Here is a 20,015-nt window from a genome sequence, read left to right as displayed (position 1 = left end):
CGCGCGCCCCCACGCCGGGAGCGCGCGTCCGGCGCGACGGCTCAGTCCTGCTCGGGCGCCTGGCCCACGTCGCGGCGCACGCGGCGGACCTTCTTGTCCGACACCGCGCGCTCGCCGAGGCCCTCGGGCGTCCACTCCGCGTCCGGGACGTCCTGGAAGGACCGGCTGGTCACGACGTCGCCCGTCTCGTCCACGAGCGCCGCCTCGCCCGGCTGCGAGCCCTTCGCGGGGCGGCGGCGGCGCAGCGGCGGCTCCACGCCGTCCGCGAGCCGGCGCGTGGTCAGCAGGAACCCGGTGTGGCCGATCATCCGGTGCTGCGGGCGCACCGCCAGGCCCTCGAGGTGCCAGCCGCGGACCATGGACTCCCACGCCTGCGGCTCCGTGTACCGGCCGTCGGCGCGCACGTCCTCGGCCAGCCGGGACAGCTGCGTCGCCGTCGCGACGTACGCGATCAGCACGCCGCCGGGGGCCAGCGCCGTGGCGACGGCGTCGAGGTTCTCCCACGGGGCCAGCATGTCGAGCACGACGCGGTCGACCTCGCCCGGGGCCGAGGTCAGGGGCAGGACGTCGGACAGGTCGCCCACCGACAGCCGCCACGCGGGGTGCGGGCCGCCGAAGAACGTCTCGACGTTGCCGCGGGCGATCGCCGCGAAGTCGTCGCGCCGCTCGATGGAGTGCAGCGAGCCGCCGTCGCCGACCGCGCGCAGCAGCGACATCGTGAGCGCGCCGGAACCGACGCCCGCCTCGACGACGCGCGCACCCGGGTAGATGTCGGCCATCGCGACGATCTGGCCGGCGTCCTTGGGGTAGACCACGGCGGCGCCGCGCGGCATCGAGAGGGTGTAGTCGCTGAGCAGCGGGCGCAGGGCGAGGTACTCGACGCCGCCGTTGCTCGTCACGACCGTGCCCTCGGGCGCGTCGATCAGCTCCTCGTGGCGGAAGAAGCCCTTGTGGGTGTGGAACGTCGCGCCCGGCTGCAGGGTGATCGTGTGCAGGCGTCCGCGGGGGTCCGTCAGCTGCACGCGCTCCCCCACCCGGAGCAGGCCCCGGCGCTGGTCGGCGCCCGTCGGGGTCGCGCCGGTCGTGCCCGGCGCGGGCTCGGGCGCGGCGTCCGCGGGCTGGGGTGCGGGCGCGGGGGCGGCGGTGTCGTCGGTCACGGGGGTCGAGTCTAGGAGAGCGGTCAGCCGCGCAGGGCCGCCGCGACGTCCGCGGTGCGGATCAGGGCCACGACGACGCCCCGGTCCAGGGCCACGAGGACGGGCGACACGGACTGCCGCTCGGCGATCTCGTGCACGAGATCGCCGCCCGTCAGGGTCGCGTCCACGACCGCCCCCGCAGGCAAGGCGATCGCGACGGCGGTCAGGGGCACGTGCGCGCGCTCGACCGCCGGGACCGACCGGGCGGCCTGCGCGTCCTCGTAGGCCACCGGCTGCCCGTCGGGTGCGAGCAGGACGACGACCTCCGCACCCGTCCGGCCGCGCAGGACGTCCGCCTCGGCCATCACGCTCGTCGCGGGCGCTCCCACGGCTCGCAGCCCGACCGCGCTCACGTGCAGGGCGTCAGCGGCGCGCATCGCACGCCCGCGGACGATCGCCTGCGTCGCGCCGCTCCACAGCAGCGCGCCGATCGCCGCACCCCAGACCACCTCGACCAGCGAGGTCCGGCCGCCCTCCGCCAGCGGCCGCACGACGGAGGCCAGCAGGAACCCCACCGCGACGACCCGACCGGCCCAGCCGGCGAGGACCGTGCCGCGACGGCGGTCCCCGGTGACCGCCCAGACGACCGCCTCCAGCAGGAACCCGCCGTCCATCGGCAGGCCCGGGAGGAGGTTGAACGCGCCGAGGAACGCGCTGCTGATCGCGGCGACCTCCAGCACGGCCCGTGCGATCCCGCCGGGGTCCGTCTGGACCGCTCCGAGCCAGAGCAGCCCGCCGACGAGGATGCTCGAGACCGGTCCGGCCACCGTGACGAGCGCCGTGGTCACGGGGGTCTCGCGACCGTCGAACGACATGTGCCCGCCGAACAGGGTCAGCGCGTACTCGCGCACCTCCAGGCCGCGGGCGCGCGCGACCAGGCCGTGCGCGATCTCGTGGACGAGCACCGACGCCATCAGCAGCACCGCGATCGCCAGCGCCGCGACGCCCGTGAGCACGGGGCCGGAACCGGGCAGACGGGCACCCACGCCGGGCGCGAACGCCGCCGCGATGACGGCGACGGTCAACAGGCTGGTCGGCGCCAGCACCACGGGCGCACCGGCGACGCGCGCCACCACCCAGCCTCGTGCTCTCTCGGTCACGCGCTCAGGCTACGTGGCCGGTCCGTGTGGGTGGTGGCGCCTAGGCTCGTCGACGTGACGACCACCGACCCGCAGCTCCTCGTGCCCGCCTCCGCCTCGGTCGACGGGGTGGGCGCCGACGCCGGGGACGTGGAGGCGCCCGCCGAGCCGCGGGTGCCGGGCCTGTCGCCGTCGCGGGCGAACGACTTCCAGCAGTGCCCCCTGCTGTTCCGGTTCCGGGTGGTCGACAAGCGCCCGGAGCCGCCGAGCTCCGCGGCGGCCCGCGGCACGCTCGTGCACACGGTGCTGGAGCGGCTGTACGACCTGCCGCTCGGCGAGCGGACACCCGCCGCCGCGCACGCGCTCGTCCCGGCCGCGTGGGACGCGCTGCTCGAGCGGTCGCCCGAGGTGACGTCGCTGTTCGCCGACGAGCAGGAACGCGAGGCGTGGCTCGGCAGCGCCCGGCTGCTGCTCGACACCTACTTCACGCTCGAGGACCCGAACCGGCTCCAGCCGGGCGAGCGCGAGCTCGCCGTGCGGACGCTGCTCGACGACGGCCCGCAGCTGCGCGGGATCGTCGACCGCCTCGACGTGGCGCCCGACGGCGCGCTGCGGGTCGTCGACTACAAGACCGGCAAGTCCCCGCGCCCCGGGTACGAGGGCACCGCGCTGTTCCAGATGCGGTTCTACGCGTACGTCCTGTGGCGCGAGCGCGGGGTGCTGCCGAAGATGCTCCAGCTCGTCTACCTCGGCGACGGGCAGGTGCTCCGGCACACCCCGTCCGAGTCGGAGATGCACACCCTCGAGCTGCGGCTGCGGTCGCTGTGGGAGCAGATCGAGCAGGCCGCGCGCACCGGCGAGTGGCGCCCCCGGACCTCCCGGCTGTGCGACTGGTGCGCGCACCGGGACGTGTGCCCCGCGTTCGGCGGGACGCTCCCCGAGATCCCCGAGGGTGCCGTCGAGCGGGCGTTCGGGATCACGCCCCTGCCGACGGCCTCCTGAGGGGGACGACCTCCCGAGGGTGTCCGGCCGGGCTCAGGCTCGGCCGAGCTTGTCCAGCACCGCGCCCGCGCCGATCCGCCCGAGGTCCTCGACGCTGATGTCGGCCAGCGACGCGGTCGTGGACAGCCCCGGCAGGTCGGGCAGTTCGCGGAACACCTCGACCGCCAGCACCCGCGCACCCGCCGCGACGCCCGACGTGATGCCGGTGGGCGAGTCCTCGACCACGACGCACCGCGCGATGTCGACCCCCAGGCGCTCCGCGGCGAGCAGGTAGGGCTGCGGGTCCGGCTTCGGCCGGTCGACCTCGTCGCCCGCGACGACCGTGGCGAACACCCCGGCGACCTCGGCGAACGGGTCGGCGAGCTCGCGGTACGACGACGTGACCAGCGCCTGCGGCACGCCCGCGGCGGCGAGCGCCGCCAGCAGCTCGCGCGCACCCGGCTGCCACGGGGTGTGCTCCGCGACGCCCCGCGCGACCTCCGCGTTGAGGTGGTCGACGATCTCGTCCACCGAGAGCCCGACGCCCCGGCCCTGCAGCACCTCGCCCGAGACCTTCATCGGGTTGCCGACCAGCGACAACCCGTCCTCGTGGGTCCACGTGCCACCCCAGGACTCGACCAGCCCGGTCTCGGCGGCCATCCACAGCGGCTCGGTGTTGACCAGGGTGCCGTCCATGTCCCACAAGATCGCCGCAGGGAGCGGAAGCGTGTCGTCTGAACGGTCACGGCTCTGACCAGCGAAAACGTCCTCGGAACGGAGGGACAAGGGTGATCTCCAAGCGTCGTCGTGCAACGAGTCGTGCAACACCCGACCCTAACCGCATTGACATGCATCGAGCGGAACGGCAGGTGTCCGCGGAGGGCGCCGCACATCTACAGGACGTGAACACGCCGACCGACACCCGCCTCATGAGCAGCAGCCTGGACAGGGCATGAGCCGCCGACAGCCCGGGGAGGGCTCGGTCACCTCGTACTCGAACGCCTCAGGTGATCTGCGGTGGCGATGCCAGTGGCGCGACCTGAAGGATGCGTCGAACCCCCGGTCGGGCAAGCGCACCGTGGGCAGGGCCGGCTTCCGTACGCAGAAGCAGGCGCGCGCCGTCCTTCGCGAACAGCTCGTGCTGGCCGCGCGCGGCAAGACGACCACGAGGAGCCGGACGACTTTCGACTCCTACGCCCGACGGTGGTTGGCCGTGTACTCCTGCCAACCGTCAACGCGGCTGTACATCCAGCGCGTTCTCGACGCGGTGCAGCCGCACATAGGTGGCGTCGACTACGCGGCGCGCCTCGAGCTCGCTGAGCTCCGGTGGCGGTTCGTGCGCTCGAACCTGCTGGACCTCGCCGCGCTCGCACTGCCCCTACTGCGCCCGCTGCGGCTCCTGCGCCTGGTCGCGCTGCTGTCGGTGCTGAACCGCCCCGGCGCGCACACGCTGCGCGGCCGCGTGGCCACCTACGTCGCCGCCGGCTCCGCGCTGCTGATCTTCGCCGGCGCCCTGGCCATCACCGACGCGGAGTGGCGCTCCCCCGACGCCACCATCACCGGATTCGCCGACGGCCTGTGGTGGGCGACCACCACGGTCACCACCGTCGGCTACGGCGACCGGTACCCCGTCACGACGACGGGCCGGTTCGTCGCGCTCGCGCTGATGATCGGCGGCGTCGCGCTGCTCGGTGTCGTGACCGCCACCCTGGCGTCGTGGCTCGTCAAGCGCGTGCGCGCCGACAACGAGGAGGAGGCAACTGCCACTCGGGCGCAGGTGACCGCGCTCACCGAGCAGGTCCGCGCGCTCACGGCGCAGATCGAGAAGCAGATCGCTGGGACGGACCCACGAACGAGGGCGAACCCGTAGCCAGCGGGGTGGCACTCTGCGCCTGCTGCGTCCTTTACCTACTGTTCACCTGGTTCCTGCATGCGCCAAGCAGTGCAGTGGGAGGCTCCACTCACCGGAAGACGTGAGGCCTTTGTTGCAGGTCCACGTGCGGTTCTCCAGAAGCAAGGGGCACCACATGATCGCTCGGCGTCATCCACGGCTCGCCACGCTCCGCGCAGCGCTGGTCAGCCTGGTCGTCTCGGTGCTGGCGATCGGGGTCATCGCGACCCCGGCGCAGGCCTACTCGTGGACCGGCTGCAGATGGCCGAACACGCAGATCTACGTCCGCAACACCAACCTCTCCGGCACCGACGCCACTACTGCAGGCGCCGCCCAGACCGCCTGGTCGAACCAGACGGACGTCCAGATCAACGCCTCGGTCAGCGCGACGTTTACACGCTTCGTCGCCGCCGACGGCGCGACGGGCGTCGACGGATCCACGACGTGGACGTGCAGCGGGGGCACCACCACCGCCGCAGCCGCACACCTCAACACCACCTACACGAACGGCTTCGTCGCCAACAAGCGCCAAGCCATCTGGGTCCACGAGCTGGGCCACGGACTGGGGCTGGGGCACTCGGCGTCATTGGCGGCGCTGATGTACACCTCGGCGGCGCAGGTCTACAACACGACCGGCGCCTTCACGCCGCAGTCCGACGACGTCCTCGGCATCAACGCCAGATACTGAGAGGAGCGCAACGATGAAGCGCATGAACACGTTCCGTAGCGCGTTCGCTGTCGTCGCGATCGGTGCGGCGGTGTCGCTCGCCGGGTGCGCCTCACCCGAAGAGCCCGCCGTTGTACGCGGGGTGGACGGCTCCAGGCATGAGATCTACGACTCGGTCGACGGCCTCGTCCAGGACAGCTCTGCCGTGGTCACGGTCGAGGTCCTGTCTCAGGAGCGCGGAGAGCTCGACGCACCGGAGGGTGTCCTGGCGACACCCCTCACGATATCGACCGTACGAGTCCTCGAGCTCGCCGAGCCCGACGAGCTCGCCGAGACGCTGCCGGGCGGAGAGAGCACCGTCGCTGTGGGTGACGAGCTCGTGGTCCGCCAGCTCGGCGACGCCGAGATGGAGTCGACGCCGGCGCCGATCATGGAGATCGGAGGTTCGTACCTGCTGTTCCTGACGCCCACCGGCCTGCCGGGCGAGGCGGCCGATGAGTTCTACGTGACCGGGGCCGTGGCGGGGCTCTTCGAGCCGTCCAGCTCGGGGCGGGGTGGCGAGACTGGCTACACGAGCTTGAGCCACGACGGCGACGACCTGCCGTCGGACATCACGCTCGGCGACATCGGTAGCTGAGGTCCCGACCGCGCGTAGCCCCTCGCCCTCGTGCGGGGGCTACGCGCGTCTTCGGCGAGGCACGAGCCCGCGGTCTGCGACAGCCGGAGCGCGCCGAGCCTTGCTGCCGAAGCGCCAGCCAGCCCGGCCCGCGGCTGGCGGACTGCCGCCGTGACCCCTCCGCCGCTTCCCGAGCCGCCCGACGCTGCGGACGCCGAGGAGCTGTTCGCCACGGCGAGAATCGTCCTCGACTCCAGCGTCGTGCTGAACCTGTACCGGATGAGCCGCGGCACCCGTGATGCCTGGCTCGACGTGCTCGGCCGGGTGCGAGCAGCTGGTGATGCCGTACCAGGTCGCGCTCGAGGTCACCCGAAACGTGGCGAGCGTGCGGTCGAGCCTGCCCGACTCGTACGACGCGCTGCGCAAGCAGGTCGACGGGCTCAGGAAGGCGCCCGCCGACCGCTTCACTGGGAGCCGGCACCTGTACGCCGAGCGGATCGCGAAGCTGAAGGCGGTGCTCGACGAGAACCTCGACCGAGCACTCACCGAGCTGGCGCAGATCCGCGACGCTGACGAGGCGGTCGTGGACGCCGAGCGGGACAGCGTGATGCGCGCACTCGACGACCTGTACGCGGGCCGGGTCCTGCCGGAGCCCGCACCGGCGACCGTCCGCCGCCGTGTAGAGCGGTTCGGCGATCACCGCGCCCCGAACGAGGTGCCGCCCGGGTGGAGGGACGCGGTCACTTCGTCCGTGCGGGGTGCGCGGCGACATAGCGGTTCGTGGCAGCCGACCGCGTCGTGGCCGCCACGACCCGGCCCTCGAGCTTCGCCGACGCCTTCGTCGAGATCGCAGCTGCCCGGGCGGCACCCTTCGTGCTGATCTTCTTGGCCACCTGGCCCCACCTCCCACGGTCACGGCCAGGATAGCCGGACCGCACCCACACTCGTCCGGCGGCGGTGCTCGCGCTCGCCGGACGAGTGCGGGGCTACGCCGGGATCGCGTTCGCTCGACCTCACGCCCCGACGTCGGCCCGCCCGCTGAGCGGCGCCGCGTGCTCCAGCGCCCACGACAGCGCCCGGTCGGCGACCGCCTCCCAGCCGGGGGCCGCGCAGGTCCAGTGGTCGCGGCCGGGGAGCTCCTCGTACTCGGTGAGCGCGGGCGACTTCGACCAGTGCTTCGCGTTCGACCGGTTGACGCTCGGCGGCATGATGTGGTCCTTCTCACCCGCCAGGAACAGCAGCGGCGCGCGGTCGCCGGCGTAGTCGACCCAGGTCTCCTGGTGGCCCGGCTTGAAGTTGGCGATCAGCCCGTACGCCCAGATCCAGCTCCCGGGCGCACCGATCGCGTACCGCTCCCACGCGGCCCGCGAGTCCTCCGCGCTGAGCGTGTTGGCGAACGCGTAGTGGAACTCCTCGGGGGTGAACTCCACGGCGCGGTGCCGGCTCGCGGGGTTCTTCAGGGCCGGGAACAGCGACCTCGCCTGGGACAGCGGCGTCATCCGCACGCCCTCCGTCGGGGCCGAGTCGATGACGACCCCCGCGGCGCCGAGCCCACGGGCCAGGAGCAGCTGCGTCAGGGTGCCGCCGAACGAGTGCCCGATGATGACCGGCGGGCTGTCGAGCGCCTCGATGATCCCGGCGAGGTGGTCGACGGTCTCCGGGACGGTCAGCCGGGCGATCACGTCCGGGTCCTCCCGCAGGGCCTCGACCTCGATCTCGAACCCCGGGTACGCCGGCGCGAGCACGCGCAGGCCCTGCTGCTCGTAGCGGGCGACCCAGTGCTCCCAGCTTCGGGGGGTCATCCAGAGGCCGTGCACCAGCACGACGGTGTCGGGACGGGTGGTGGGAGTGCTCATGGTGGTCTCCTCCGTGCTCAGGCGTCGATGAAGGCGAGCAGGTCGGCGTGCAGCCGGTCGCGGTCGGTGTCGGGCAGGGCGTGCGGGCTGCCCTCGTAGACGAGCAGCCGCGCCCCGGGCACCAGCTCGGCGGACCGCTTGCCGCCGACCTCGAACGGGACGATCTGGTCGTCGTCGCCGTGGATGACCAGGGTCGGGACGTCCAGCGCGGCGAGATCGGGGCGGAAGTCGGTCGCCGAGAACGCCGCGATGCACGCGTGGGCGCCGCGGTGGCCGCTGGCCATGCTCTGCAACCAGAACGCGTCACGGAAGCCCTGGTCGACGTCGCCGCGCCGGTTGTGACCGAAGAACGGGCCGTCGGCCAGGTCGCGGTAGAGCTGCGCCCGGTCGGCCTTCTCCCCCGCCCGGAGGCCGTCGAACACCTCGAGCGGCACGCCGCCGGGATTGTCGTCGGTCTGGAGCATGAGCGGCGGGACGGCGGACACCAGCACGACCCGCGCGACCCGCTCGCTGCCGTGCCGGCCCACGTAGTGCACGATCTCGCCGCCGCCGGTCGAGTGGCCGACCAGGGTCACCTCCCGCAGGTCCAGCCCGTCGATCAGGGCCGCGAGGTCGTCGGCGTAGGTGTCCATCTCGTTGCCGTCCCACGTCTGCGAGGACCGCCCGTGGCCGCGCCGGTCGTGCGCCACGACCCGGTGCCCGTGCTCGGCCAGGAACAGCGCGGCCGCGTCCCAGGCGTCGGCGTTCAGCGGCCACCCGTGGCTGAGGACGACGGGCGTGCCGCCGGACCCCCAGTCCTTGTAGAAGATCTGCGCCCCGTCCTCGACGGTGATGTACGGCATGGTCGGCTCCCCCGGTCGGCGATGGTGCTCCCGACTGTCCCGCCGGGGGCAGCGGCCGCGGACCACGCGTCGTCCGTAGTGCGTCGCCGTGCTCAGTCGTCGTCGAGGTGCTCGCGCAGCTGCCGGCGCGACGTGATCGCGAGCTTCGCGAACACCTTGCGCAGGTGGTAGTCGACCGTGTTGGCCGAGATGAACAGGGTCGCGCCGATCTCGGCGTTCGTGTCGCCGCGGGCCGCCATCCGGGCCACCGCCTGCTCCCGGGGCGTGAGCGCGGCGAGCGGCGACGCGGGACCGCCCGGGTCCGCGGTGCCGGTGTCGCCGACGGCCCGCAGCTCGGCGGTGACCCGGTCGGCGAACACCGTCGCGTCGGTCGCCGCGAACCCGGCCAGCGCGCCGCGCAGCACGGCGCGCGCCTCCGCCCGGCGTCGGCCGCGCCGCAGCCACTCGCCGTGCAGCATCCGCGACCGGGCCGCCTCCACCGCGACGCCGGCGGTGTCCAGGACGTCCACCGACGCCGCGTACGACTCGTCGGCCTCGGGCCCCTGGCTCACCAGGGCCCGGCAGCGCAGCGCCACCCCCCGCGCCCAGGGCGAGCCGCTGGCGTCGGCGCGGGCGAGCATCTCCGCCGCGGCCCGGTGCGCGTCGTCGTGGTGGCCGGTGCGGACCGACGCCTCGACGTAGTCCGGGAGCAGCAGGGGCGTGACCTGCAGGAACGGTGCCGCGAGCTGGGCGTGCAGCTCGGCGTACGCGTCGCGGTACCGGCTGCGGGCGAGGTCGCGCACCGCCAGGGCCGACCGGGCGCCCGACTCCACCGCGCCGAAACCCGCCGCGCCCGCCGCGCGCCCGACCGCCTCGACCTGCGCGCGCGGGGCGCCGACCCACGCCAGGTGCGCGGCGTTCGTGACGAGCTCCGCCTCGTAGCCGATCGCGCGCCGCAGCTCGCGGACGCCCTCGACGAGCCGGCCGGCGCGCCGCGGGCTGCCGCCGGTGAGCTCGGCGACCGACGCGGTCCACAGCGCGGTGTCCAGGGTGCGCAGCGCGCCGGAGTCGCGTGCCGTGCGCGCCGACCTGTCCAGGCCGCGGCGGCGGGCGTCGGCGTCCCACAGCGCCGTGGTCAGCGCGACCTCCGCGAGCATGTACGGCATCGCCGCCGCACCGTCGAGCTGCTGGATCAGCGCGAGCCCGCGACGCAGCGCGGGCACCGCCCGGCCGAACGGGTCGAGCAGCAGCGCGGCGAGCGCCGCCAGCACCCCGGCGGCGTGGCCGTCGCGCTCCGCTGCCGCCGCGCGCAGCCGCCCGCCGAGCTCCACGAGCGTCACGTCCCGGCGCAGGTGGCCCGCCGACAGGGCGTAGTCGAACGCCCGCAGCAGCGCGTCCTCCTCGCGCACCGGGTCGTGGCCGTGGAACAGCGCGGCCGCCCGGAGCATCTCGGCGGTCGCCCGGACGACGACGTCGGGCTCGGCCACGAAGACCCCCGCCGTCACCCGCGTCGCGACGGCCCGGGCCCGGTCCACGGGCGCGAGCCCGGCGTCCTCCACCTCGTCCAGCAGCGCCGTCCCCAGCCGGACGGCGCCGGCCTGCACCGCCGCGTGCGCCGCCGCCACCCGGCGCCGGGCGCGCGCCGGCCCGGGAGGGGACAGCTCGGCCGCCCGCGCGAGCACCCGGGCGCGCGACAGGTGCCCGCCCCGGCCGGCCGCGAGGTCCGCGACCCGCTCGAGCCGGGCGGCGACCTCCTCCGAGGTGCCCGGCACCGCCTCCCCCGCGTGCCACGCCTCGAGCTCCGGGGACCCGGCGGCGCCCGCCGCGGCCGACAGCGCCGCGTGCGCGTCCCGGCGGTCACGGCCCGACGCCGTCGCGTACGCGGTGGCGCGCACCAGGGGGTGCCGGAACCGCACGACCGGGCGGAGGTCGACCAGGCCCGCGTCCTCGGCACCGACCGCCGCGCCGTCGCCCACGCCCAGCGACCGGCACGCCCGGTCGACCAGCGCGAGGTCACCCGTCGAGTCCGCCGCCGCCACCAGCAGCCACGTCCGGGTCGCGGCGGCGGTGCCCTCGATCCGGCGCGCGTAGTGCGCCTCCAGGTGCCGACCGAGCGGCACCGGCTCGTCGCGCAGCCCGGTGTCCGTGAGCTCGCGCACCGTCAGCTCCTCGGCGAGGTCGATCAGCGCGAGCGGGTTGCCGCCGGTCGCCGCCGCCACCCGGGTCGCGATCAGCGGGTCGACGGGCGCGCGCAGCGCGGACCGCAGGAGCGCCGCGGCCGACGCGGCGGGGAGCCCGCCGACCCGCAGCACCGGCACCCCGGCGGTCGCGGCGACGAGCGCCTCCTCGTCGCGCGCGGCCAGCAGCAGGGCGACCGGCTCGGCGTGCAGCCGCCGGGCCACGAACGCGAGGACCGCGAGCGACTCGGCGTCGACCAGGTGCGCGTCGTCGACCAGGCACAGCACCGGCTGCTCCTGACCCGCGGCGGCCAGCAGCTCCAGCACCGCCAGGCCGACCAGGAACGGGTCCGGCGCCGGTCCGTCCGCCACGCCGACCGCGCGGCGCAGCGCCGCCGCGTGGTGGGGCGGCAGCGCGTCGACGTGCTGCCGGAGCGGTCGCAGCAGCCGGTCGAGCGCGGCGTGCGGGATCGCGCGCTCGGCCTCGTGGCCGACGACCTCCACGACCCGGCAGCCTGCGGCACCGGCACCGGCCGCGGCGGCGTGCAGCAGCGCGGACTTGCCGATCCCCGGATCGCCCAGCAGCACGAGCGCGCCGCTCGTCCCGTCCCGCGCCCCGCGCACGACGGCGGCGAGCCGCTCGACCTCGGCGGCCCGTCCCAGCAGCGGTCGCGCGCGACCCGTCATGGACGATCACCCTGGTGGACACCGCGACGCGCTGTCCAGGCCCCGCGGGCTCGGCCCAGCCGGCTCAGCCCAGGTCGAGCGGCTCCCGGCCGTCGTCGTGCGGCACGTCGTCCGGCACCTCCAGGTAGGGCCCCGACACGGTGATCCAGGTCTCGGCACCGCCCGGGGCCGCCCCGATCTCGAGGTCGTCCCGTGCGCCCCGCACGCCCTGCTCGAGCCGCTGCTCGACGGTGTACCCCGCGGCCTCGAACGCCGCCGCGAGGTCGTCGATCCCGGTCGCGGGGCCGGTGACGACCGCGGTGACGGCGTACCGGCGGTGGTCGAAGATGCCGTCGCCGCCGTACTCGAACTCGCCCCACGCGTCGTCGACCGTCGCGCCGAGCGTGTCGACGACGGTCGGCAGGTCGGCCTCGGCCGCGGTGCGGACCCGGTCGCGGAGCGCGTCCAGGTCCTCGGCGGAGCCGCCCGGGACCGACGAGCACCCGCCCAGCGCCAGGGCCGCGACGAGACCCGCCGCGCCGAGCAGCCTCCCGGTCGTCCGTCGCCGCGTCACCACTCCGGCCTCCGGTCCACGCTCGTCGGGGTGCGGCTCGCCTCGGGGTCCTGCACCCCGTCGTACCAGGGGTCGTAGGAGTGCTCGGCCCGCAGCACCTCGTCGTAGTCGCCGACGACGATCTGGCCGATGTTGTACAGCGACTCGGTGCCGGGGTTGAAGTACTTGGTGTGGTCGTCGAAGTTGCGCACCACGTCCGCGCGCGTCGTCGACTCCGCCTGGAACCGGTTCGCGCCGAAGTCGTCCTCGACGATGTCGTTGCCGAGGCCGGCGCCGCCGAGCATCCAGCCACCGACCCAGCCGTCGTCCGCGAGGGCCGCCACCAGGTCGCGGCTGTTGTTCCCCGCCCACACGTGGTCGGCGCCGACGCCCAGCTCGGACGCGTGCTCCGTGCCGCCGCCCGCACCCGGGCTGCCGACCAGGACGATGTCGTCCGCCGCGAGCCCGTGGTCGGTCGCCGCGTGCGCGGTCGTCGTCGAGCCGTAGCTGTGCCCGATCACCGTGAGGTGCGCCGGGCTACCGTCGCGGGACGCCCGCAGGCCGTCGACGTACCGGGACAGCAGCTCGCCGCCCGCCTCCGCACGGCCCTCGCCGGCGACCGTCGCCGAGTCCCAGTCGCTCGGCGCGTCGTAGCCGATCCACATGATCGACGCGGCGCTGGAGTACGGGTCCGAGAACCGTGCGGACTCGTAGATGCTGAACGCGTGCTCGGCGTTGCTCTCCGCCTCGGTCCCGCGGCTGGTGAGCCCCGGCACCATCACCGACACGTGGTCGGCCGTGTCCGGGTCGCCGAACGCGATCGCGACCTTGCCGTCGCCCCCGAACGCCGACGAGTCGTACAGGTGCAGCAGCGGGACCAGCTTCTCGCCCGTGATCGGGTCGACGCGCTCCGCGCCGGCCTCCAGCGCCGCCTGCGCCGACCGGGCGTTCTCGAGCGCCTGGTAGTCGCCGAACAGCTGCTCGCCGCGCTCCTCGCGCAGCTCCATCGCCTCGAGGTCGGTCTCCAGCAGCAGGCGGTTCGCGTGGTCGCGCACCACGGCGGGGATGCCGTCGGCGCCGCCGATCAGCTCCGGCCGCGCGGCGAGCACGGCGTACTGCTCCTCCTCGGACAGCGACGCCCACCAGGCGGCGACCTGCTCCGGCGTCCCGCCCTGCGACGGCGAGCCGGACCGCCCCAGCGCGTCGTCGGCCAGGTCGATCTGCCCGGACACCGCCGCCCGCGCCTGGGCGAGGGTCGTGTAGGCGGCGAACGCGTCGAGCATCGCCTGCTCGGCGGTCGCGAGGTCCGCGACCAGCGTGTCGACGTCCGCCACGAGCCCCGTCCGTCGGGTGGCGAGCGCCGTCGCCCGGGACTGCAGCTCGGCGACCGCGGCCTCGTCGACCTCGCCGGCGTTCCGCACGTCCGCCTCGAGGTCCTCGCGGCTCGCGTGGTACGACGACCGCGCCTCCACGAGGTCGTCGCGGCGGCGGCGCAGGTCGGTGAGGTCCTCGGCGTGGTCGTCGGCGGCCCGCGCTACCTGGCGCAGCGCCACCCCCATCGCCTGGGCGTCGGCGCCCGCGGCCCGCACGTGCGCGCCGTACGCCGTCGCGGCGTCGCCGGTCCAGCCCTCCAGCGTCGCGGAGTCCTGCGCGACCGTGTCCAGGTCGTCCAGGTTGACCGCGCTCGCCAGGAGGTCCTGGGCGAACGCCGCCACGGCCGCCGGGTCGCCCTGCACGGCGGGGATCGCGTCCACGGCCGCGGGGATCTCGATGGTCACGGTGCTCACGGCGTCCCCCCGAGCCAGGTCTGGAACCGCTCCTGCGCCTCGATGTCGGTGACCGCGTACGCCGTCGCCGCGCTGCGCAGCTGCTCGCCGATCTCCTCGGCGCGGTCGGCGACGCCACCGAGCGTCGTGCCCCACCCCGAGGTCCAGCGCGCCGCCGCGCCCGAGACAGCCGGCGTGAAGCCGGCCGTCGACGCGTCCGCGACCCGGTCCCGGGCGGTGCGCATCCGCGAGCCCTGGTCGGACCAGTCGTCGGCGGACAGGCCCAGGGTGTACGAGTCGACCAGGTACTCGTCGCTCATCGCGCGTCCTCCCCGCTGATCAGGTCCCGCGCCGTCGCGGTGGCGACCGGCAGCACCCGGCCCGTCACCGCCACCAGCACCGCGTCGTCCAGCCACGCGACCCGGGCCGACCGGTCCTCGCGCGTCGCGTGCAGCAGCACGGTGACGCCCGTGCGGTCCACGGAGCCGGCCCAGCCGTCCGCCCGCAGCCGCGCCGACAGCGCCCGCCCCAGCTCGATGCCGTCCTGCGCGCCGTCGAACGGCAACCGGGCCTCCGCGACCGGGACGACCCGCGTCGAGCTGCCCGCCGTGCGCCACGTGGTCACCGGCTCCTCGGCCCGACCCGCCGCGGCGACGAGAGCCGCGAGCACCGCCGTCACCGCGTCCCGCTCCGCCGCCAGCGCCGCGTCGGTCACCGGCACGGGGGCGAGCGCCGGATCGGGTGCCGGCCCCTCGGGCGGCAGCACCACCAGGTCGACGTCGGGATGGCGCTCGTGCACCCGGCGCAGCAGCGGTGCCTGCGCCAGGGCCTCCTCGGGATCGGTCACGCGCGACACCCTAGGTGAGAGCACGCGAGCGCGGCACGCCGAGGACGCGCCGGATCACCCTGTGACGACACCCACGGGCCGATCCGGTCATCCGGCCGCAGGACCGACCGACCGGTAGGGAGTGCGACCAGGCCCCCGCCGGTCGCCCTCGCTCGACCACCAGGAGATCCCGTGCCCGACCCCGCCGCGCCCGTCCCGGCCTCGCCCGCGCCCGCCCGCTCGTCCTGGTTCGCCGGGCGGCCGCTCGCCGTGAAGATCGGCGCCGTCGTCGCGGTGCTCACCGTGGTCGCCGCCGGCATGGGGGTGCTGGCGATCGCGAGCGTGCAGCGGCTCGGTGCCGGGCAGCAGGCGCTCTACGAGCAGGACGTCCAGCCGCTCGACCTGCTCGACGACCTTCAGCGCCAGCTGCAGGGCACCCGGGTGCGGGTCAACCTCTACCCGTTCACCCCGGCCGCCGACCGCCCCGCCCTCGCCGCGGAGATCGCCGAGCGGCACACCGCCTACCTCGACCTGGTGGACGACTACGCCGTGCACGCCTCCGACCCGGCGCACGTCACCGACGCCCGGACCCACGCGACCGCGTTCGTCGAGGCGTTCGCCGACGAGCTCGCCCCCGCCGTCGACGCGGGGGCCGACGACACCGCGCTGCGCGCGATCTACGACGACGCCGTCTACCCGGAGGGCGACGCGGCGCTCGAGGCGATCTCCGCCGAGTCCGAGGACAAGGCCGACGACGCGCGCGTCGAGCTCGAGGCCGGCGCCGCCCTGGTCTCCCGCACCCGGACGCTGCTCGTCGCCGCGCTGCTGGGCGGCGTCGCCGTGGCGTTCGTGCTCGCGGCGCTCATCACCCGGCAGATCGTCCGCACCGTCGCCGCGGTCGGCGCGTCCCTCGACGCGCTCGCCGCAGGCGACCTGACCCGGGTCCCCGACGTGCGGTCCGACGACGAGCTCGGCCGGATGGCCCGCGCCCTCGCGACCGCGCAGGAGTCGCTGCGCGGCACCCTGTCCTCGGTCGCGGAGGTCTCCACCCGGCTCGTCGGCGCGGTCGAGCACATGTCCGGCGCCAGCGGCGCCGTGCTCGCCCGGTCGCAGGACACCTCCGCGCAGGCCGGTGTCGTCGCGGCGGCCGCCGAGCAGGTGTCCCGCAACGTGCAGACCGTCGCCGCCGGCGCCGAGCAGATGGGCGCGTCCATCCGCGAGATCTCGCAGAACGCCGCCCAGGCCGCGAAGGTCGCCGGGCAGGCCACCGACGTCGCCGCGAGCACCAACGAGCAGGTCGCGCGCCTCGGGGTGTCCAGCCAGGAGATCGGCAACGTCGTCAAGGTCATCACGACGATCGCGGCGCAGACCAACCTGCTGGCGCTCAACGCCACCATCGAGGCCGCGCGCGCCGGCGAAGCGGGCAAGGGCTTCGCGGTCGTCGCCGGCGAGGTCAAGGAGCTCGCGCAGGAGACCGCGCGGGCCACGGAGGACATCGCCCGCCGGGTCGAGGCCATCCAGGGCGACACCGGGGACGCCGTCGGGGCCATCGGCGAGATCGCGCGCATCATCGCGTCGATCAACGACTACCAGCTCACCATCGCCTCGGCCGTCGAGGAGCAGACCGCGACGACCGCGGAGATGTCCCGGTCCGTCGCCGAGGCCGCCACCGGCTCCGGGGAGATCGCGACGAACATCACCGGCGTCGCGTCCTCCGCCGAGACGTCCACGGGCGTGCTCATCCAGGTCGAGGGCGCGATGCGCGAGCTCGCGGCGATGGCGGCCGACCTCCAGCGGGGCGTCGGGGCCTTCCGGTACTGACCGAGGGGCGCGCGGGCGGGCGGCGACGCGGTCGCGCAGGATGGGTCCGTGACCTCCCCCGCGCCGCGCCGACCGCCCGTCCTGCTGACCGTGCACGCCGTCGTCGTGCTCGCGCTGGGCGTGCTGCTGGTCGTCGTCGCGAGCCAGGAGACCCCCGACGCGAACATCGGTGCCGGCCTCGCCCTGCTCGCGGTGCTGCCCCTCGGCGCGCCCTGGTCGGCGCTCGCGCTGCTCGGCCCGGACACGTGGTCCGGTGCGACCCAGGTGGCGATCGCCCTGGGCGCCGCCGTGCTCAACGTCGTGCTGCACGCGCTGCTGCGCGCCCACCTCCGCCGCCGGCGCGCGGGCTCGCGCGTCGCGCCCGCCACCGTCGACCGGACCGCGCCCTGAACCGCCCGCTGCCGCCCCTGCCGCCGCCCCGCGTCGCCGCACGCCGCACGCGGCAGTTCGTCGCGCGCGCCCCGTGGCTCGCGCGGGCCGTGCGCACCACCACCGCCGCGGTGCTCGCCTGGGGGCTCGTCGGGCTCGTGCCCGGGCCCTGGAGCGGATACCCCTACTACGCCCCGCTCGGGGCGGTCATCGCGACGTCGGTCTCCGTGCGCGGCTCCACCCGGCGCACCTGGCAGGCCGTCCTCGCCATCGCGCTCGGCGCCGTCGTCGCCCGGCTCACCGACGCGCTGCCGCTGCCGTCCCCCGCGGGCCTCGCGACGGTCGTCCTGGTCGGCATGCTGATCAGCGGCTGGCGGGCGCTCGGCGAGATGGGCTCCTGGGTGCCGACCTCCGCCCTGTTCGTCCTCGTGATCGGCGACAGCGACCCCGTCGGGTACGTGTCCGCCTACATCGGCCTGACCCTCGTCGGCGCGCTCGTCGGCGTCGGCGTGAACGTCGTGCTCCCCCAGCTCCCGCTCACCCCCGCCGACCGCGCGCTCGGCCGGGTCCGCGAGGCGACCGTCGAGCACCTGACCGCGCTCGCCGCCGCCCTGCGGGACCAGGACGCCGAGGTCCCCGGGGCCGAGCCACTGCGCACCGCGCGCTCGCTCGCCGCCGCGGCCGTCTCCGACGCCCAGGAGGCCGCGCTCGCCAACTGGTCCGCGCGCCGCTACCAGGGCTGGCGCCGGCAGCAGGACGGCTACGCGCACGCCCTCGACACCGCCGCCGACGTCGCTCTCGAGGCCGACCGCGTCGTCGCCGCCCTGCGCGACCTCGACCCCGACGTCGACGGCGCGTGCGGCACCCCCGGCGCGCTCGCCGGCGCCGACGCCCTCGACGCCGCCGCCGCGACGGCACGCGACATGCGGGACGACGGCACCGCGGACGAGGCCGCCGACCGGCTGCGGGCCGCCCTGGACGCGGTGCAGGAGGCCGTCGCGCAGGACCGCGCCGATGCTGGCGGGACCACCCGGCCCGTCGACGGGCTCGTCGTCACCCTGACCCGGCTGCTCGGCGGGCCCGGGGCGCTCGACCACGGGAAGGGCACCGGACCGTCCTGAGGTGAACGCGGGGCGACGACTCGCCCACGCGACGGTGCCCCGGCTGCGGACCACGCCGACCGCGAGGACGGTGGTCGCCGTGGACGCTGCAACCCTCCTCCTGGTCCTGGTGGTCGTCGTCGCCCTGTCGTTCGACTTCACGAACGGGTTCCACGACACGGCCAACGCGATGGCCACCTCCATCGCCACCCACGCGCTGCCCCCGCGGGCCGCCGTCACGCTCTCCGCCGTGCTCAACCTCGTCGGCGCGTTCCTGTCCGTCGAGGTCGCGCTGACCGTCTCGAACGCCGTCGTCCGCATCCAGGACGACGACGGGGCGCCCCGCCCCGAACTCGTGCAGGACGGCGGGACGGCCCTGCTGCTGATCGTGCTCACGGGTCTGGTCGGGGCGATCGTGTGGAATCTGCTCACCTGGCTGCTGGGCCTGCCGTCCAGCTCCTCGCACGCCCTGTTCGGCGGCCTGATCGGCGCGACGGTCGCGGGCCTCGGCTGGGGCGCCGTGCACTGGACCGGCGAGGGCGGCGAGCCCGACGGCCTGCTCGGGAAGGTCGTCGTCCCGGCGGTCGCGTCGCCGGTCGTGGCGGGCGTGGTCGCCGCGACCGGGACGTGGCTGATCTACCGGATCACCGTCGGTGTCGCCGCGCGCTACACCGACCGCGGGTTCCGGTGGGGGCAGATCGGCTCTGCCTCCCTGGTGTCGCTCGCGCACGGCACCAACGACGCGCAGAAGACGATGGGCGTCATCACGCTGGCCCTGATCGCCTCCGGTCACTGGACCAGCACCACGGCGATCCCGTTCTGGGTCAAGGTGGCGTGCGCGCTGGCGATCGCGCTGGGCACGTACCTCGGCGGCTGGCGCATCATCCGGACCCTCGGCAAGGGGCTGATCGACATCGCGCCGCCGCAGGGCATGGCCGCGGAGACCGCCTCCGCCGCGACCATCCTCGTGTCCAGCCACCTCGGCCTGGCGCTGTCGACGACGCAGGTCACCACGGGCTCCGTGCTCGGTGCGGGCGTCGGCCGGCCCGGTGCGACCGTGCGCTGGCGGGTGGCCGGACGGATGGGCGTCGCGTGGCTCATCACGATGCCCGCCGCGGGCCTGGTCGGCGCGGCCACCTGGGGGCTCGCGCACGTGCTGGGCGGCGGCGTGCTCGGCGCCGTCGCGGTGGTGCTGGTGCTGCTCGCGCTCAGCGGCGCGATGTACGTCCGGTCGCGGCGCGATGCCGTGCACGCGGGCAACGTCAACGACGAGTGGTACGAGCCGGCCCGCGAGCGGCGGCCGGCCGCGACGGGAGGGGTGCGCTGATGCTGGCGACGGAGACGGGGATGCTCGGCCAGGTGCTGCTGGTCTCGCTGGTGCTGGGCGCGGGGCTGCCGACCCTGTTCGCCCTGGGCCTGCGCTCGATGGCGTGGGGCACGGGCGGCGACGCCGAGGAGCACGCCGCGGGGGTGCAGCCACGACCGCACCCGCTCGGCCGCGTCCTGGGGGTGCTGTGCTTCGCGCTGGCCGCCGCCGGCGTGGTGCTCGGCATCACCGTGGTCGTGGCGTCGGGGCTCGGCCACGAGCTCTCCCTCGGCGGCGGGCCGCTGCTCGTCGAGAAGGCGTGAG

20 protein-coding genes are annotated in these 20,015 nt (G+C 75.3%); 10 read left to right on the top strand and 10 right to left on the bottom strand.

What is annotated here, in order from left to right; all coding sequences use genetic code 11:
- Positions 1–41: 41 nt before the first annotated feature.
- Both ACFVXN_RS05260 and ACFVXN_RS05255 read right to left on the bottom strand, forming a co-directional pair.
- The gene (locus ACFVXN_RS05260; protein ID WP_389228407.1) at positions 42–1,157 is read right to left on the bottom strand and encodes a tRNA (adenine-N1)-methyltransferase; all 1,116 of its coding nucleotides are present in this window, start codon (positions 1,155–1,157) and stop codon (positions 42–44) included.
- Positions 1,158–1,180: 23 nt separating this feature from the next.
- Positions 1,181–2,296 carry a site-2 protease family protein gene (locus tag ACFVXN_RS05255; protein WP_389228404.1) on the bottom strand — a complete coding sequence of 372 codons (1,116 nt, stop codon included), beginning with the start codon at positions 2,294–2,296 and terminating at the stop codon, positions 1,181–1,183.
- A gap of 54 nt (positions 2,297–2,350) precedes the next feature.
- Between ACFVXN_RS05255 and ACFVXN_RS05250 the strand changes: the two genes are divergently transcribed.
- Positions 2,351–3,277 (top strand): RecB family exonuclease, encoded by a 927-nt coding sequence (locus ACFVXN_RS05250; protein WP_389228401.1) that lies wholly within the window; start codon positions 2,351–2,353, stop codon positions 3,275–3,277.
- A gap of 33 nt (positions 3,278–3,310) precedes the next feature.
- Here the strand turns inward: ACFVXN_RS05250 and ACFVXN_RS05245 are convergent, their stop codons facing one another.
- Entirely contained in the window at positions 3,311–4,084 is a 774-nt protein-coding gene (locus ACFVXN_RS05245) for an HAD family hydrolase (protein ID WP_389228398.1), read from the bottom strand.
- 124 nt (positions 4,085–4,208) lie between these two features.
- Between ACFVXN_RS05245 and ACFVXN_RS05240 the strand changes: the two genes are divergently transcribed.
- From ACFVXN_RS05240 to ACFVXN_RS05225, 4 genes are all read left to right on the top strand, one after another.
- Positions 4,209–5,126 (top strand): potassium channel family protein, encoded by a 918-nt coding sequence (locus ACFVXN_RS05240; RefSeq protein ID WP_389228395.1) that lies wholly within the window; start codon positions 4,209–4,211, stop codon positions 5,124–5,126.
- A 157-nt stretch (positions 5,127–5,283) separates the two neighbouring features.
- On the top strand, positions 5,284–5,835 hold the full coding sequence (locus ACFVXN_RS05235; protein WP_389228392.1) for a matrixin family metalloprotease: 552 nt from the start codon (positions 5,284–5,286) through the stop codon (positions 5,833–5,835).
- Positions 5,836–5,848: 13 nt separating this feature from the next.
- On the top strand, positions 5,849–6,451 hold the full coding sequence (locus ACFVXN_RS05230; protein ID WP_389228389.1) for a hypothetical protein: 603 nt from the start codon (positions 5,849–5,851) through the stop codon (positions 6,449–6,451).
- A gap of 319 nt (positions 6,452–6,770) precedes the next feature.
- The gene (locus tag ACFVXN_RS05225; RefSeq protein WP_389228386.1) at positions 6,771–7,310 is read left to right on the top strand and encodes a PIN-like domain-containing protein; all 540 of its coding nucleotides are present in this window, start codon (positions 6,771–6,773) and stop codon (positions 7,308–7,310) included.
- A 133-nt stretch (positions 7,311–7,443) separates the two neighbouring features.
- Here the strand turns inward: ACFVXN_RS05225 and ACFVXN_RS05220 are convergent, their stop codons facing one another.
- The 7 genes from ACFVXN_RS05220 to ACFVXN_RS05190 all read right to left on the bottom strand — a co-directional run bounded on the left by ACFVXN_RS05220 (position 7,444) and on the right by ACFVXN_RS05190 (position 15,116).
- On the bottom strand, positions 7,444–8,286 hold the full coding sequence (locus ACFVXN_RS05220) for an alpha/beta hydrolase (protein WP_389228383.1): 843 nt from the start codon (positions 8,284–8,286) through the stop codon (positions 7,444–7,446).
- A gap of 17 nt (positions 8,287–8,303) precedes the next feature.
- Positions 8,304–9,128 carry an alpha/beta fold hydrolase gene (locus tag ACFVXN_RS05215; protein WP_389228380.1) on the bottom strand — a complete coding sequence of 275 codons (825 nt, stop codon included), beginning with the start codon at positions 9,126–9,128 and terminating at the stop codon, positions 8,304–8,306.
- Between the two features lie 92 nt (positions 9,129–9,220).
- Positions 9,221–11,971, bottom strand: coding sequence for an AAA family ATPase (locus tag ACFVXN_RS05210; protein WP_389228377.1), 2,751 nt, complete (start codon positions 11,969–11,971; stop codon positions 9,221–9,223).
- A 64-nt stretch (positions 11,972–12,035) separates the two neighbouring features.
- Positions 12,036–12,524, bottom strand: a complete 489-nt coding sequence (locus tag ACFVXN_RS05205; protein WP_389228374.1) for a hypothetical protein — start codon at positions 12,522–12,524, stop codon at positions 12,036–12,038.
- On the bottom strand, positions 12,521–14,290 hold the full coding sequence (locus ACFVXN_RS05200; RefSeq protein ID WP_389228371.1) for an alpha/beta hydrolase: 1,770 nt from the start codon (positions 14,288–14,290) through the stop codon (positions 12,521–12,523). The genes ACFVXN_RS05205 and ACFVXN_RS05200 overlap by 4 nt, the downstream gene beginning before the upstream one ends.
- Complete coding sequence (locus tag ACFVXN_RS05195; protein WP_389228368.1) at positions 14,287–14,589, bottom strand: hypothetical protein; 303 nt, start codon at positions 14,587–14,589, stop codon at positions 14,287–14,289. Before ACFVXN_RS05195 ends, ACFVXN_RS05200 begins: the two co-directional genes overlap by 4 nt.
- On the bottom strand, positions 14,586–15,116 hold the full coding sequence (locus ACFVXN_RS05190; RefSeq protein WP_389228366.1) for a hypothetical protein: 531 nt from the start codon (positions 15,114–15,116) through the stop codon (positions 14,586–14,588). The genes ACFVXN_RS05195 and ACFVXN_RS05190 overlap by 4 nt, the downstream gene beginning before the upstream one ends.
- A 171-nt stretch (positions 15,117–15,287) precedes the next feature.
- Between ACFVXN_RS05190 and ACFVXN_RS05185 the strand changes: the two genes are divergently transcribed.
- The 5 genes from ACFVXN_RS05185 to ACFVXN_RS05165 all read left to right on the top strand — a co-directional run bounded on the left by ACFVXN_RS05185 (position 15,288) and on the right by ACFVXN_RS05165 (position 20,014).
- Complete coding sequence (locus tag ACFVXN_RS05185) at positions 15,288–16,916, top strand: methyl-accepting chemotaxis protein (protein WP_389228364.1); 1,629 nt, start codon at positions 15,288–15,290, stop codon at positions 16,914–16,916.
- A gap of 48 nt (positions 16,917–16,964) precedes the next feature.
- Entirely contained in the window at positions 16,965–17,306 is a 342-nt protein-coding gene (locus tag ACFVXN_RS05180; RefSeq protein WP_389228362.1) for a hypothetical protein, read from the top strand.
- 89 nt (positions 17,307–17,395) lie between these two features.
- Positions 17,396–18,406, top strand: a complete 1,011-nt coding sequence (locus ACFVXN_RS05175) for an aromatic acid exporter family protein (RefSeq protein ID WP_389228360.1) — start codon at positions 17,396–17,398, stop codon at positions 18,404–18,406.
- Between the two features lie 79 nt (positions 18,407–18,485).
- On the top strand, positions 18,486–19,712 hold the full coding sequence (locus ACFVXN_RS05170) for an anion permease (protein ID WP_389228358.1): 1,227 nt from the start codon (positions 18,486–18,488) through the stop codon (positions 19,710–19,712).
- Positions 19,712–20,014, top strand: a complete 303-nt coding sequence (locus ACFVXN_RS05165; RefSeq protein WP_389228355.1) for a hypothetical protein — start codon at positions 19,712–19,714, stop codon at positions 20,012–20,014. The genes ACFVXN_RS05170 and ACFVXN_RS05165 overlap by 1 nt, the downstream gene beginning before the upstream one ends.
- The last annotated feature ends 1 nt before the right edge of the window (position 20,015 follow it).

It is taken from the genome of Cellulomonas sp. NPDC058312, from assembly GCF_042880135.1.
In the GTDB taxonomy this organism is placed as follows: domain Bacteria; phylum Actinomycetota; class Actinomycetes; order Actinomycetales; family Cellulomonadaceae; genus Cellulomonas.
The sequence above is the reverse complement of the archived record's forward strand: the minus strand, read 5'-3'. Positions and strand labels throughout refer to the sequence as shown.